This is a genomic window from Sphingomonas sp. NIBR02145, from assembly GCF_027359115.1.
Classification (GTDB): domain Bacteria; phylum Pseudomonadota; class Alphaproteobacteria; order Sphingomonadales; family Sphingomonadaceae; genus Sphingomonas; species Sphingomonas kyeonggiensis_A.
In genome coordinates, this window is record NZ_CP114791.1 from 2,493,373 (window position 1) to 2,506,422 (window position 13,050).

Annotated in this window: 12 protein-coding genes and 1 tRNA gene; 6 read left to right on the plus strand and 7 right to left on the minus strand. The window is 67.5% G+C overall.

What is annotated here, in order from left to right:
- Window positions 1-136: 136 nt before the first annotated feature.
- The gene (locus tag O3305_RS10870; protein WP_269576413.1) at window positions 137-1,588 is read right to left on the minus strand and encodes a DUF5597 domain-containing protein; all 1,452 of its coding nucleotides are present in this window, start codon (window positions 1,586-1,588) and stop codon (window positions 137-139) included.
- Window positions 1,589-1,685: 97 nt separating this feature from the next.
- Between O3305_RS10870 and O3305_RS10875 the strand changes: the two genes are divergently transcribed.
- A complete protein-coding gene (locus O3305_RS10875; protein WP_269576414.1) occupies window positions 1,686-2,003 on the plus strand; it encodes a hypothetical protein in 318 nt (105 codons plus the stop codon).
- A 13-nt stretch (window positions 2,004-2,016) separates the two neighbouring features.
- On the opposite strand, the gene O3305_RS10880 is transcribed toward O3305_RS10875, so the two are convergent.
- Together O3305_RS10880 and O3305_RS10885 are read right to left on the minus strand one after the other, a co-directional pair.
- A tRNA-Gly gene (locus O3305_RS10880) sits at window positions 2,017-2,090 on the minus strand.
- 163 nt (window positions 2,091-2,253) lie between these two features.
- On the minus strand, window positions 2,254-2,847 hold the full coding sequence (locus tag O3305_RS10885; RefSeq protein WP_269576415.1) for a cysteine hydrolase family protein: 594 nt from the start codon (window positions 2,845-2,847) through the stop codon (window positions 2,254-2,256).
- A 79-nt stretch (window positions 2,848-2,926) separates the two neighbouring features.
- Between O3305_RS10885 and O3305_RS10890 the strand changes: the two genes are divergently transcribed.
- From O3305_RS10890 to O3305_RS10905, 4 genes are all read left to right on the plus strand, one after another.
- On the plus strand, window positions 2,927-3,652 hold the full coding sequence (locus tag O3305_RS10890) for an NUDIX hydrolase (protein ID WP_269576416.1): 726 nt from the start codon (window positions 2,927-2,929) through the stop codon (window positions 3,650-3,652).
- Window positions 3,653-3,698: 46 nt separating this feature from the next.
- On the plus strand, window positions 3,699-5,003 hold the full coding sequence (gene pncB, locus O3305_RS10895) for a nicotinate phosphoribosyltransferase (RefSeq protein WP_269576417.1): 1,305 nt from the start codon (window positions 3,699-3,701) through the stop codon (window positions 5,001-5,003).
- A 105-nt stretch (window positions 5,004-5,108) separates the two neighbouring features.
- Window positions 5,109-6,494, plus strand: a complete 1,386-nt coding sequence (locus O3305_RS10900) for a M20/M25/M40 family metallo-hydrolase (RefSeq protein ID WP_269576418.1) — start codon at window positions 5,109-5,111, stop codon at window positions 6,492-6,494.
- Window positions 6,495-6,507: 13 nt separating this feature from the next.
- Entirely contained in the window at window positions 6,508-7,683 is a 1,176-nt protein-coding gene (locus tag O3305_RS10905) for an aromatic ring-hydroxylating oxygenase subunit alpha (protein WP_269576419.1), read from the plus strand.
- A gap of 191 nt (window positions 7,684-7,874) precedes the next feature.
- Here O3305_RS10905 and O3305_RS10910 read toward each other — a convergent pair whose 3' ends face one another.
- Window positions 7,875-8,522, minus strand: a complete 648-nt coding sequence (locus O3305_RS10910; RefSeq protein ID WP_269576420.1) for a methyl-accepting chemotaxis protein — start codon at window positions 8,520-8,522, stop codon at window positions 7,875-7,877.
- A 128-nt stretch (window positions 8,523-8,650) separates the two neighbouring features.
- Window positions 8,651-9,217: a hypothetical protein gene (locus O3305_RS10915; protein ID WP_269576421.1), complete on the minus strand. Its 567-nt coding sequence runs from the start codon at window positions 9,215-9,217 to the stop codon at window positions 8,651-8,653.
- 146 nt (window positions 9,218-9,363) lie between these two features.
- Here O3305_RS10915 and O3305_RS10920 point away from each other — a divergent pair, with 146 nt between their 5' ends.
- The gene (locus O3305_RS10920; protein ID WP_269576422.1) at window positions 9,364-10,953 is read left to right on the plus strand and encodes a phytoene desaturase family protein; all 1,590 of its coding nucleotides are present in this window, start codon (window positions 9,364-9,366) and stop codon (window positions 10,951-10,953) included.
- Here O3305_RS10920 and O3305_RS10925 read toward each other — a convergent pair.
- Both O3305_RS10925 and O3305_RS10930 read right to left on the minus strand, forming a co-directional pair.
- Window positions 10,933-12,216 carry an APC family permease gene (locus tag O3305_RS10925; protein ID WP_269576423.1) on the minus strand — a complete coding sequence of 428 codons (1,284 nt, stop codon included), beginning with the start codon at window positions 12,214-12,216 and terminating at the stop codon, window positions 10,933-10,935. The genes O3305_RS10920 and O3305_RS10925 overlap by 21 nt on opposite strands.
- A 13-nt stretch (window positions 12,217-12,229) precedes the next feature.
- Entirely contained in the window at window positions 12,230-12,985 is a 756-nt protein-coding gene (locus O3305_RS10930) for a competence/damage-inducible protein A (protein ID WP_269572598.1), read from the minus strand.
- Between the last annotated feature and the right edge of the window lie 65 nt (window positions 12,986-13,050).

Here is a 13,050-nt window from a genome sequence, read left to right on the forward strand (position 1 = left end):
CGAAATGGCTCAACCTGATCCCTCTTTAAGCGTCATCCCCGCGCAGGCAGGGATCCAGAGCCAAACAGGTCATCGCTCCGCCACTCTGGATCCCCGCCTTCGCGGGGATGACGAAAAAGCGGGAAGAGCGGCCCACTCAATACCGATACAGCCGCACCTTCTGGATGCCATACTGCCCCGGCGGCAGGCGGACATGCCGCCCCTGGTGCGTCTCGTCACCATTGAGCCGGCGCCCGGCCACCCATTTGCCATCCTCGAACCCGCCTTCCTCGACCAGGTCCAGTCCGACCCGCGGCTCGAAGGTGAAGGTCACCCCACTGCCGGCGACCAGATAATCCTCGCCGCCCAGCCAGAGCAGGATCGCGCCATGCTCACCGGGCTCCTGCTTGTCCTTGGGCGTCCAGGGATCGACGAAGTTCGCGGTGATCCGGTAGCCGCCCATGCTCGCCACCTGCGGGCTGCTGTCGACCACGCCTTCGAAGCTCACTACCGGCGAGAAGCCGTCCTGCGCCTTTGCCGCGAACAACGCCGGCGTCAGCTGCTCGAGCATCGCATAGAAGCCGCCCAGCCGGTCCTTGTCGCCGATCTGCTCGATCGCGAAGGGGCTGAACCCGATCGCCTTGTGCTTGCCGATCACCCGCATCGCATTGGCCGGTGCGCGCAGGTCGCCCGCCTGGTTCGCTTCGGGCACGAACAACACATTGCCCGGCACGACATAGCCGTCGGCGATCCCGGCGAAGTTCGGGAAATAGATGTCGGGTGAGAGCATGTCGATCGCCGGCGCGGCGTCCTTCCATTCGCGCATCAGATGCGCCAGCGGCCCGCCGCTGGGATATTCGCCCGGCAGCTTGCCCGGCCGTCCCTGCGCGCCGTTGACGTACATCGGCAGCCTGTATTCGCGCTTCCCCGCCTCGGCGACGACATTGGCGAAGCGGGCATAATGGTGCGCGGTGAAGCCTTCCTCGCTGCCCCTCCATTTCGCGAAGGCGGCATCGGCGAGCGGGCCATGCTCGCGCGCGCTCGGCAGGAAGCCGATCTCGTTCTCCACCTGCACCATCAGCACCGTATGGCGGTCGCCGTCGATCGCCTTCAGATGCTTCATCACCGCCGCGAATGCCCGCGCGTCGCTGTCGAGCGTCGCCTTGCCGAACGCCGAGAGGATATCCTGCGGCTGCCCGTCCTTGCCGGTCGAGCGCAGGAAGCGCTTGCCGTCGCGCTTCACCCAGGCGGGCACGTAGGTCGACATGCTGTTCTTCCAGGTACCGAACCACAGCAGCACCAGCCGCATGTCGTTGGCACGGGCATCCTCGACCAGCCAGTCGAGGCTGGAAAAGTCGAACTTCCCCTCCTCCGGCTCGATCGCTTCCCAGGTTACCGGCGCCAGTACGGTGTTGAGGTGCAGCGCCTTCAACCGCTGCCAATGCGGCTTGAGCCAGGCGCGATCGGTCGCGGAGCTGTTCCCCAGCTCGCCCCCGCGGATCAGGCACGGCTTGCCGTCCACGATCAGCCGCCCCCCCTCCAGATGCGGCGCCTGCGCGAGCGCGGGGGTGGCAAGGAAAAGGGCGAGCGTGGTGAGCCAGCGAAGCATGACCTGCACAATAGTCAGAGTTATTAGCCCGTGGGAAGGCCGAGCTTGCGCCGATCGCCCGGGTGGGCCAACCGGCGGGTCGAAGATTGGAGCCCCTATGTCCCGAGCCGAATTCCAGCGCGTCGCGCCGCCCCAGCTGACGGCGGAAGTGCGCATGTACGAAACGGCCGAAGGCGGCCTTGAGAGCCCGGCGCAGCCGGGCTGGACCTGCCCGGTGATGACCGAGACGACCAAGCCACTGGTCGGCTGGGACGCGCTGCCGCTGCTCCGCGATGCGCCGCTGCATCCCGGCGAGACCCGCGAACTGGGCTTCGTCTTCCTCTCGGGCGACGCCGCGGTCCGCGCGCTGCGCGAAGCGGGCCATTTCTATTTGTGGGAAGGCCGCTTCATCGGCGAAGGCCGGGTGATCGACTGAAGCGTGGGGAAGTTGGAGCGGGTAGCGGGAATCGAACCCGCGCTAGAAGCTTGGGAAGCTCCTGTGATGCCATTTCACCATACCCGCTCGGGCCCGCCGAAATCCCCGCTTTTGCCGATTCTGTCAAGCGGCTCCGCTCAGTGCCGCAGCTTGAGGTGATGCAGCGGCGGCCGGCGCTTGCGGAACAGCAGCTTCAGGCAAACCCAGAGCAACAGCCACTCCCATAAAGAGGGGACGCGGTCGGCACGCATCACGCCACCTCCTCGATCGCCACCGCCGCGCCCGGCCATTCCTCGGCGGCGACCTGGGAGATCGGCCGGGCGATACCGCGCGTCAGCCCGATGGGTACGGTCACCCGGAAGCCCCGCGCGATCAGCCCTTCCACGGCCCAGCGCACGCAATAGTCCGCCGCGACGCCGATCACCGTCACCTCCTCGATCCCCGCACCGATCAGCCCGGCGAAGAAGCCGTCGCGGTCCGCAGCCTCCCCGCCGCCGATCCGCTCCACCGCAAGGCCCGGCTCGGCCCACATGTCGAACACGCCCTTCTCCAGCCGCAGCACCGGGATCGCGGGACCCACCGCGCCGGGATCCACCATCAGTTCCCAGCCCGGCGTCCCCTGCACGCAATGCGGCGGGAACTGCTTCGCTTCCTCGGATACCGCATAGACCTCGGGTACATGCGTATCGAAGGTGAACAGCACGCCGGCGGTGTCCCCGGGATGCAGCCCGGCCAGCCAGGCCTGCATCGGCGCGACGATCTCCTCAGCGCCCGGCACCGGCAAGGCACCGTCCGCCGCCACGAAGTCCCGCTGCATGTCCACCACGATCACGAAGTTCGGCATGATCCATCTCACTTTCCGGATTTGACATATATCCGATTCGCACATAAGTAAAGCGCACAGTGAATATAAGGCCCCACCGATGGACGAAGCGACCTTCCTCGAAAGCTATGACCCGGCCGCGTTCGAGCGTCCGTCGGTGGCGGTTGACCTGATCCTGATGAGCGTGGTCGAGGGTGCACCCGCGGTGTTGCTCACCCGGCGCGACCAGCATCCCTTCCAGGGTGACTGGGCACTTCCCGGCGGGTTCGTCGGCATCGGCGAGAGCCTGGACGCGGCCGCCCACCGTATCCTCGCCGAAAAGGCGCACATGGCCGATGCGTATGTGGAGCAGCTCTACACCTTCGGCGCGGTGGACCGGGATCCGCGCATGCGGATCATCAGCGTCGCCTATTTCGCGCTGATCCCCGCCACTGTCTTCGCCGCCGCACTCCGGGCCGCGCCCGAACTCGCCCTTGCCAGACTGACCGTCCCGGCCGGCGGCCTGGTCGAGGCCCGGCTTGCCGAGGGCGAGATACTCACCCTCGCCTTCGATCATGGCGCGATGCTCGGCGTCGCGATGCTGCGGCTGCGCGGCAAGCTCGACTATTCGGGCATCGCCTTCGCGCTGCTTCCCGAGCGCTTCACCCTGCGCGCGCTGCAGGACGTGTACGAGGCGATTCTCGACACGCGCCTCAACAAGCCCGCCTTCCGCCGCCGCATGCTCGATCGCGGCTGGCTGGCGGCAACCGGCGAGCGTGAGACCGGTGCCTCGTTCCGCCCCGCCGAGCTCTATCGCTACCACCCGCCCGGCGAAGCCCCTCGCTGAGCCGCACTGCCCCGTCTATCGTCACCGGCCGAACCCGGAGGAAGCCTTGCCCGTCACCGACATCGCCACCCGCGTCTACAACCATGGCTGGCGCCTCGATCCGATCGTCCGCAGCCTGCTCGATACCGATTTCTACAAGCTGCTGATGCTGCAGATGATCCGCCACCTTCATCCGGACGTGCAAGCAACCTTCTCGCTGATCAACCGCAGCAAAAGCGTCCGCCTTGCCGAGGTGATCGACGAGGCCGAGCTCCGCGCCCAGCTCGATCATGCCCGCACGCTGCGCTTCTCGAAGAAGGAGTTGATCTGGCTCGCCGGCAACAGCTTCTATGGCAAACAGCGCATGTTCGCGCCGGATTTCATCGCCTGGCTCGCGGAGTTCCAGCTGCCGGAATATGACCTGCACAAGGTCGACGGCCAGTTCGAGCTGCATTTCGTTGGCCCCTGGACCCACACGATGATGTGGGAGATTCCTGCGCTGGCCATCGTCAACGAGCTACGCTCGCGCGCCGCCCTGAAGGGCAAGGGACGGTTCGAGCTCGACGTGCTCTATGCCCGCGCCAAGGCCAAGATGTGGGACAAGGTCGAGCGGTTACGCCAGCTCCCCGATCTCGTCATCTCGGACTTCGGCACGCGCCGCCGCCACGGCTTCCTGTGGCAGCGCTGGTGCGTCGAGGCCTTGAAGGAAGGCCTGGGCAACCGCTTCATCGGCAGCTCAAACGTGCTGCTCGCGATGGACAATGACCTGGAGGCTATCGGCACCAACGCGCACGAGCTGCCCATGGTCCTCGCCGCCCTGTCCGAAACCGACGAAGCGATCGCAGCCGCACCCTATCGTGTGCTCGAGGAATGGCAGGCGCATTATGACGGCAACCTGCTGGTCGCCCTGCCCGATGCCTTCGGTACCACTGCCTTCCTGCGCAATGCTCCGGACTGGGTCGCCGACTGGACCGGCTTCCGCCCCGATTCCATGCCCCCGATCGAAGGCGGTGAGCAGATCATCGCCTGGTGGCAGGCGCGCGGCCGCGATCCACGCACCAAGCTGCTGATCTTCTCCGACGGCATGGACGTCGACAGCATCGAGGCGACCTATCGCCACTTCCACGGTCGCGTCCGGATGAGCTTCGGCTGGGGCACAAACCTGACCAACGACTTCCGCGGTTGCGATCCGGCGGGCGGTCACGCCCTCGAGCCGATCTCGCTCGTCGCCAAGGTGACCAGCGCCAATGGCCGCCCCGCCGTCAAGCTCTCGGACAACCCGTCCAAGGCCACCGGCGATCCGGCCGAGATCGCCCGCTATTTGCGCATCTTCGGCGAGGAGGGCCGCATCGCCCAGAAGGTCGCGGTGTAGCTCCCATCATGCTGCGCCACCACCGTCATCCCGACTTTCGTCGGGATGACGGCTTCCCCCCTGACCTCACGCCCGCTAGCCTGCCCGCACAGCAAGGAGATACGAATGAAGCGGGTTCTGGCAGGTGCGGCGCTGGTCGCGATGGCGTTCACCGGGCACGCCCATGCGCAGCAGAACCCCCAGGCGGAAGCCCAGGCGCTCGAGCTGCTCAAGCGCGGCATCGCCTTCCGCACTGTCGCCGGCCCGGGCAACCAGACGCCCGAATACGCCGCCTATCTCAAGGAGCAGCTGGTCGCCGGCGGCTTCGATCCAGCCGATATCCGTATCGAGAAGCTGGGCGACACCGCGTGGCTCGCCGCCCGCTATCCGGGCACCGGCAAGACCGCCAAGCCGATCTACATCTCGGGCCATATGGACGTGGTCGAGGCCAAGCCCGAGGACTGGACCCGCGATCCGTTCAAGCCGATCGTGGAGAACGGCTATATCTTCGGTCGCGGCGCCACCGACATGAAGTACGACCTGTCCACGGTCGTCGCCACGCTGATCCAGCTCAAGCGCGAAGGCTATAAGCCGTCCCGCGACATCATCCTCCTCGCCTCGGGCGACGAGGAGACCAGCATGAAGACCACCGCCGCCATGGCCGAGCAGTACCATGACGCCGAGCTGCTGCTGAACGTCGATGGCGGCGGCGGCGGGCTCGACGAGAATGGCAAGCCGGAGATCTTCGGGCTGCAGGGCGCCGAGAAGACCTATGCCGATTACGAGCTGACCTTCACCAATCCCGGCGGCCATTCGAGCGCGCCCGGCGCCAGCAACGCGATCTATTCGCTCGCCCATGCGCTGGCGAAGATCGAGGCCTACCAGTTCCCCGGCGAGATCAACGACATCACCCGCGCCGGCTTCGTCCAGGGCGCCAAGACCGCCGATCCCGAGATGGCCCGTGCGATGCGCGCCTTCCTTGCCAACCAGCAGGACCCCAAGGCACTCGCCACCTTGCGCTCCGAGCCCGGCCTGATCGGCCAGACCGGCACTACCTGCGTCGCGACGATGGTCAATGCCGGCCACGCCACCAACGCCCTGCCCCAACGCGCCACCGCCAACATCAATTGCCGCATCTTCCCCGGCACCTCGGTCGAGGCCGTCGCCGCGACGCTCGCCAAGGTGGTCGGCGATCCCGAGCTCAAATTGAAGACGCTCGACAGCGGCAGCATCGCCAGCCCGGCCTCGCCGCTGCGCCCGGACCTGATGAAGCTGGTGGCGGAGGGCATCCATGCCCGCTTCCCCGGCGTGCCGATCGTCCCCGCCATGTCGGCCGGCGCCAGCGATTCGATGTGGTTCCGCGCCAAGGGCGTGCCGAGCTACGGCGTCAGCCCGATCTTCATGAAGGGGTCGGACAGTTTCGCGCACGGCCTCAACGAGCGCACCCCGCTCAGTGAAATCGCGCCCTCGATCGTGTACTACAAGCTCCTGCTCAAGGGCCTTACGAAGTGATGGGAGACCGAAGGTGGCGCACAGCTTCGCGTCGGTGGGAGCCGATCCGGACGATCATCTGAGCCTGCCCGGCTGGCTCTACACCGATCCGGAATATTACGCCGTCGAGCTCGACGCGGTGCTCCGCCCGTCCTGGCAGATCGTCTGCCATGAAAGCGATATCGCCGGCCCGGGCGACTTCCACACGCTCGATTATCTCGGCGAGAGCGTCATCGCGATCCGCGGCCAGGACGGCGCGGTCCGCGCCTTCACCAATGTCTGCCGCCACCGCGCGATGCGGCTGGTCGAGGGCCCGAGCGGCTGCGCCAGGAAGCTGGTCTGCCCCTATCATGCCTGGACCTATGAGACCGACGGCCGCCTTAGCGGCGTCCCCTCGCGCGCCGACTATTCCACCCTCGATCCCTCACAGCACGGCCTCGCCCCGGTCGATGTCGAGATCTGGCGCGGCTTCGTCTTTGTCCGGCTGGAGGATCGCGGCGGGCCCTCGGTCGCCGAGATGATGGCGCCCTATGATGCCGAGATCGCACCCTATCGCTTCGAGGAGATGCGCACGATCAGCCCGGTCCGCCTGCGCGACCGCGCGGTCAACTGGAAGAATGTCGGCGACAATTATTCGGACGGGCTCCACATCCCCGTAGCCCATCCCGGCCTCACCCGGTTGTTCGGCAAGAGCTATCGGATCGAGGCGATGCCCTGGGTCGATCGCATGTCCGGCTATCTGGCGGACAGTCCGCGTTCGAACTTCTGGGAGCGCTTCTATCAGGAGCGCCTGCCGCACGCCCCGCACCTGCCCGACAGCCACCAGCGGCTATGGCTCTACTACAAGCTCTGGCCCAACCAGGCGTTCGACCTCTATGCCGACCAGATCGACTTCATGCAGTGGCTCCCCACCGGCCCCACCAGCTGCGTGCTGCGCGAGATGGCCTTCGCCCTGCCCGACGACAGCCGCGAGATGAAGCTGGTCCGCTACGCCAACTGGCGGATCAATCGCATGGTCAACGCCGAGGACACCTGGCTGATCACCAACGTCCAGACGGGCATGGCCTCGAAAAGCTACACGGTCGGCCCGATCGGCGACAGCGAGGTGTGTTTGCGCAGCTTCGCGCGGAAGATCCGCGGCCTGATCCCCGAAGCGCGGCTGCATCGGCCACCGCCTGCCGGGTGGTCGCGGCGGCCGCGGGCGACCTAGAGAGGGCGATACTCAATTCCCCTCCCTGCAAGGGAGGGGCTAGGGGTGGGTTAGAAAAGGTCGGGCTCGATGCCCGGCCTTTTCTGTTTCCGCAGGCCGTCTCGCCGGGCGCCTCCGGAAGACCGGAGGCGCAACCCACCCCCAACCCCTCCCTTGCAGGGAGGGGAGCAAGAATGCTCAGACTTCCGCCCCTAGGCAGCCAGCGCGCGCGCTGCCATCATCCGCGTCGCCCGCTCGGTCGCCAGCCTGGTATCCCCCGCCAGCTTCTTCACTTCGCCCGCCACTACCGCGAAGCCGCGCCCGGCATCGCCGGCACGCGCCGCCTCGATCGTCGCGTTCAGCGCCAGCATGTTGGTCTGCGAGGCAATGTCGCTGATCGATCCGACGATCTCGGCCAGCTGCCCCATCGTCTCCTCGAGCGCCTGTTTCTGCTCGCCCAGCGCATCGCGCAGCGCCACCTGGTCGGTGATGTCCATCGCGAACTTCACGATCCGTTCGGGCCATCCGCGCGCGTCGAGAATGGGGTTGTAGGTCGCCTGCAGCCACACCGCGCTGCCATCCTTGGCGAGCCGCGGATAGACGCCGGAATCATAATGGCCGTTGCCGAGCTTGGCCCAGAAATCGGCATAGGCCTGCGAGCCGAGGATATCGGGCGCGCAGAAGATCCGGTGGTGCCGCCCGGCGATCTCCGGCAGCGTATAGCCCAGGGTCGCAAGGAACCGGTCGTTGGCCCACAGGATATTGCCCCGCAGGTCGAATTCGATGATCGCCTGCGAGCGCGAGATCGCCGCCCAGGCGGCCACCGCACGGCTCTGATCGGAAGAAAGAGATTGCACCATTGGCAATTCGGCTAGGGGCCGAAGGGCTAATTTTGGGTAACCAATTGCCCGGGGTTTCGCCAAAATGGGTGACTTGCAAACTTTGAAATATAGATGACCCGTTCGTCCGGGCGGGTTTCAGCGTACATTTATCCCGTGGACCGGCTCGCCCCCTTCGCCGCAGCGTGGAAGAACAGCGCCGAGATCAGCCAAAGCGCCGCGAACACCCCGCCGAACACCATCGCCTTGAACGGCCCGTCCGCCACGCGCGCGGTGTCGGGCGCAGTCGAGATCGCCAGCCCGAGCAGCGCCTGCATCACCGCCACGCCCAGCATCGCCCGCGCCATGCCGGCCGGGCGGAACCAGGCGGCAAAGGCGCCCACGCCTGCCGCCATCACCACCAGGAAATAGCCGATCCCCGTCCCGTCATCGCGGACAAACACCGCCCACACGCTCAGGAACGACGCAATCAGCGCGACGGCGGCACCGGCGCGATAGGCCCGGCTCGCGCTCGCCCGCTCGGCCAGTTCGTAGAGCAGCCCGACCCCGCCGATCATGATACCCGCCATCACGAAGCTGCCCGCTTCCCAATGCCATTCGTCGCTGATCTGCATCATCACCAGCGGCGTCAGCAGCAGCGCCACCGCCACGCTCCAGCGGGCGATCCGCCAGCCATTCCAGGGGCCGGCACCGGCCAATTCCCGCGATCCCGTCATCTGCCTGCCTTCCACAATCCATCCTGCCCGCATCATGGCACGGATCGCCTGCGCCGTTGTGCAGAAGCCAAGGAGAAAGCGAGGATAGCCGGCTTGCGGCGTGTCCGCTTTCGCCGTCTACTGCGTCCGGAAGGGGATAGGCCGGCATGACCAGCAGATACGACGCGCTCATCATCGGCGGCGGCCATAACGGTCTGGTCTGCGCCTTCTACCTCGCCCGCGCCGGCCTCAAGGTCCGGGTGCTCGAGCGGCGCCACATCGTCGGCGGCGCGGCGGTGACCGAGGAATTCCACCCAGGCTTCCGCAATTCCACCGCCAGCTACACGGTCAGCCTGCTTCGCCCCAAGGTGATCGCGGACATGAAGCTCCACGCCCGGGGCTGGCGCGTGGTCGAGCGACAGATCTCCAACTTCCTGCCGCATGACGGCGGCTATCTGAAGCTGGGCGGCGGCTTTGAGCGCACCCGCGCCGAATTCGCCCGCTTTTCCGCGAAGGATGCCGAGGCCTTTCCGCGCTACGAGGAAGCGCTGGAGCGCGTCGCCGAAGTGCTGCGCGACATGGCGCTCAAGACTCCGCCCAATGCCGGCGGCGGCATCCGCGCCCTGCTCGCCGCCGCCGCGCAGGGCCGCAAGCTCGCCGGCATGTCGCTGGAGGCCCAGCGCGACACGATGGACCTGTTCGTCAAGTCGGCGCGCGACTTCCTCGATAGCTGGTTCGAGAACGACTATATCAAGGCTGCGTTCGGCTTCGACGCGGTGGTCGGCAACTATGCCAGCCCCGACACGCCGGGCAGCGCCTATGTGCTGCTCCACCACGTCTTCGGCGAAGTGAACGGCAAGAAGGGCGCCTGGGGCCATTCGGTCGGCGGCATGGGCGCGATCACCCAGCTGATGGCGGAGGCGTGCGCCGAGGCCGGGGTCGAGATCAGCGTGGAAGCGCCGGTCGCGAAGCTGCTGGTGGATGGGAGAAAGGTCGCCGGCGTCCGGCTGGAGAGCGGCGAAGAGATCGCGTCCGGGGTGGTCGCCGCGAATGTCGGCCCGGCCCTGCTCTATCGCCAGCTCGTCGACCGCGCCGACATGCCCGCCGACTTCGCTCGCCGCATCGACCACTACAAGACCGGCTCGGGCACCTTCCGGATGAACGTCGCGCTCTCCGAGCTGCCCGACTTCACCGTGCTTCCCGGCACCGGGGAGCATCACACGGCCGGCATCATGATCTGCCCGACGCTCGATTACATGGACCGCGCCTATACCAGCGCGAAGGCCAACGGCATGTCCGACGAACCCATCGTCGAGATGACGATCCCAAGCACGGTGGACGACAGCCTTGCCCCGCCGGGCTGCCATGTCGCGGCGCTGTTCTGCCAGCAATTCGCCCCCGGCCTCGACTGGGACGCGCGCCGGGAAGAAGCCGCCGACCGGATCATCGACACGGTCACCGCGCATGCTCCGAACTTCAAGGCATCGGTGATCGCGCGCCAGCTCCACTCCCCGCTCGATCTCGAACGCAAGTTTGGCCTGATCGGCGGGGACATCATGCACGGGCACATGTCGCTCGATCAGCTCTGGGCCGCGCGGCCGGTGCTGGGGCATGGCGATTATCGCGGGCCTATCAGCGGCCTCTACATGTGCGGCGCCGGCACCCATCCCGGCGGCGGCGTCACCGGCGCGCCGGGGCACAATGCCGCGCACGAAATCCTGCGCGATCGCAGCCTGCTAGGCCGGCTGTTCGGCTGATCCCCGCCGCAACGCGAGGAAATAGAGCGGCACCGCCGTCAGCATCAGTCCGATGCTGAGCAGCACCGCCTCCAGCCCGGATCCCCACAGCACCCACAGCGCGAAGCCGAGCCCCAGCACCGCCACCGGCCGCGCCACATCCAGCCGGATCGCCGCCAGGCAGCCCCCGACATAGAGCCACAGCGTCGCCGCGGTGGTCAGCCGCAGCATGAAGTCGAGCAGGCCACCGGTGGAGCGGGTGGCATTGCTCAGCACCAGCAGCGAGGCCAGCGTGCTCGCCGCCAGCAGCACGCCCACCGGCACGTCGCGCTTGTTGGTCACGGCCACCCAGCGCGGCAGCAGTCCCGCCCGGCTCATTCCCAGCGGCACTTCTCCCTGCAGCAGCACCCAGCCGTTCAGGCAGCCGATCGCCGCCACCGCCGCGAACCCCGCCACCGCATAGCCCGCGGCGGCACCGCCATAATGCGCGACGAACAGCGCTATCGGCGCCTGGGCTTCGGCCACCGCCGCCACCGGCATGGCGAAGATGATGCCCGAGCAGATGACAAGGTAGAGCAGTGCCGTCAGCGCCAGCCCGGCCAGGGTCGCGCGCACCACGTTGCGCGCCGGATCGCGCACCCGCTCGGCGGCGACACTCGCCCCCTCGAAACCGACCAGCGCGAAGAATGCCAGGGTAATTGCGGGCGTCAGCTGGCCCGCCGCGAAGGGCGCATGCGCCTCCGTGCCGAACTGCCTGCCGCCGGACAGCGCCAGCCCGGCAAGGATCGCCACGACGGCGAGGAGGGGCAGCAGCTTGAGCGCGGTCGTCACCAGCTGGAAGTTGCCCGCCGCCCTGGCGCCCTGCAGGTTCAGCGCGGTAAGCAGCCAGATCAGCGCCACCGCCCAGAGCGCGCTCGACAGCGCGGTCGCGGTCATCGCCGGCCAGAATACGCCGAGATAGCGTATGGCGGTGAGCGCGATCACCGCATTGGCGCACCACACGCCCACCCAATAGGCCCAGCCGACGAGCACGCCAGGCAGCGGCCCCAGCGCGCGCGCGCAGATCGCCACCGCGCCGGGTTCCTCGGGCATCGCCCTGGCCAGCGCGGCGAGCACGGTAGCGAGCAATGCGGCAGCGGCGATCGCGCAGACCCAGGCCGCAACCCCGGTCCAGCCGAACGGGGCGAGCTGGGCGGGCAGCACGAAGATCCCCGATCCGATCATCCCGCCGACGACGAGCGCCGCCGCCGTCCAGAAGCCGAATGGTCGCTTGCCTTCGCCCATATGCCCGTCCCCCTCAGATGCCGCCGTCGACTGCCTCCAGCCCCTTGGCGGCCAGCCCCGCGATCAGGTCTTCCGCACAGGCATCGAGCACCCCCTGCTCGGTCGCCCGCACCACGAAGTTCGCGCCGATCCTGCCGTCGCGGAAAAAGGGATAGCTGCCGATCGACACGCCTTCATGCGCGCGTTCGGTAGCGGCCAGCATGTCGGCGATCTCGCTCTCCGCCGCCCAGGATCCGATCGTCCGCGACAGCACCGGGCGCCCGCCCTCCAGCGTGCCGGTCAGCGCGTCGAGCATACCCGCGGTGATATGCGGCACGCCGGCCAGGATGAAGAGGTTGCCCACCCGGATGCCCGGCGCACCGGACATGCGATTGGGGATCAGCTCGGCGCCCTCGGGCACCCGCGCCATGCGCAGCCGCGCATCGGTGATGCCGCCGCGCGTCTCGTAATAGCGCTCCAGCACCGCGCGCGCCTCGGGATGGATCACCACGCCGACGCCCAGGGCTACGGCAATGGCATCGACAGTGATGTCGTCATGCGTCGGCCCGATGCCGCCGGTGGTGAAACAATAATCGTAGCGCTCGCGGAGCGCGTTCACGGCCTCGACGATGCGTTCCTGCACGTCCGGCACCACCCGCACCTCAGCCAGGCGGATGCCCTGCACGTTCAGCCAGGTCGCGATCTGGGCAATGTTCTTGTCCTGCGTGCGGCCCGAGAGAATCTCGTCGCCGATCACCACCAGCCCAGCCGTCCAGATGCGCTCTCCCATGGCACCGGCATAGCCGCATGCGGTGCCCGCGCCTAGCGTTTCTGCCTCTCGAAAAACCCGGCCGA

Excerpts from the sequence above, each read along its gene's own strand:
- O3305_RS10870 (WP_269576413.1), bottom strand. The coding sequence starts at position 1,588 with ATGCTTCGCTGGCTCACCACGCTCGCCCTTTTCCTTGCCACCCCCGCG.
- O3305_RS10875 (WP_269576414.1), top strand. The coding sequence starts at position 1,686 with ATGTCCCGAGCCGAATTCCAGCGCGTCGCGCCGCCCCAGCTGACGGCG.
- O3305_RS10885 (WP_269576415.1), bottom strand. The coding sequence starts at position 2,847 with ATGCCGAACTTCGTGATCGTGGTGGACATGCAGCGGGACTTCGTGGCG.
- O3305_RS10890 (WP_269576416.1), top strand. The coding sequence starts at position 2,927 with ATGGACGAAGCGACCTTCCTCGAAAGCTATGACCCGGCCGCGTTCGAG.
- O3305_RS10900 (WP_269576418.1), top strand. The coding sequence starts at position 5,109 with ATGAAGCGGGTTCTGGCAGGTGCGGCGCTGGTCGCGATGGCGTTCACC.
- O3305_RS10910 (WP_269576420.1), bottom strand. The coding sequence starts at position 8,522 with ATGGTGCAATCTCTTTCTTCCGATCAGAGCCGTGCGGTGGCCGCCTGG.
- O3305_RS10915 (WP_269576421.1), bottom strand. The coding sequence starts at position 9,217 with ATGACGGGATCGCGGGAATTGGCCGGTGCCGGCCCCTGGAATGGCTGG.
- O3305_RS10920 (WP_269576422.1), top strand. The coding sequence starts at position 9,364 with ATGACCAGCAGATACGACGCGCTCATCATCGGCGGCGGCCATAACGGT.
- O3305_RS10925 (WP_269576423.1), bottom strand. The coding sequence starts at position 12,216 with ATGGGCGAAGGCAAGCGACCATTCGGCTTCTGGACGGCGGCGGCGCTC.
- O3305_RS10930 (WP_269572598.1), bottom strand. The coding sequence starts at position 12,985 with ATGGGAGAGCGCATCTGGACGGCTGGGCTGGTGGTGATCGGCGACGAG.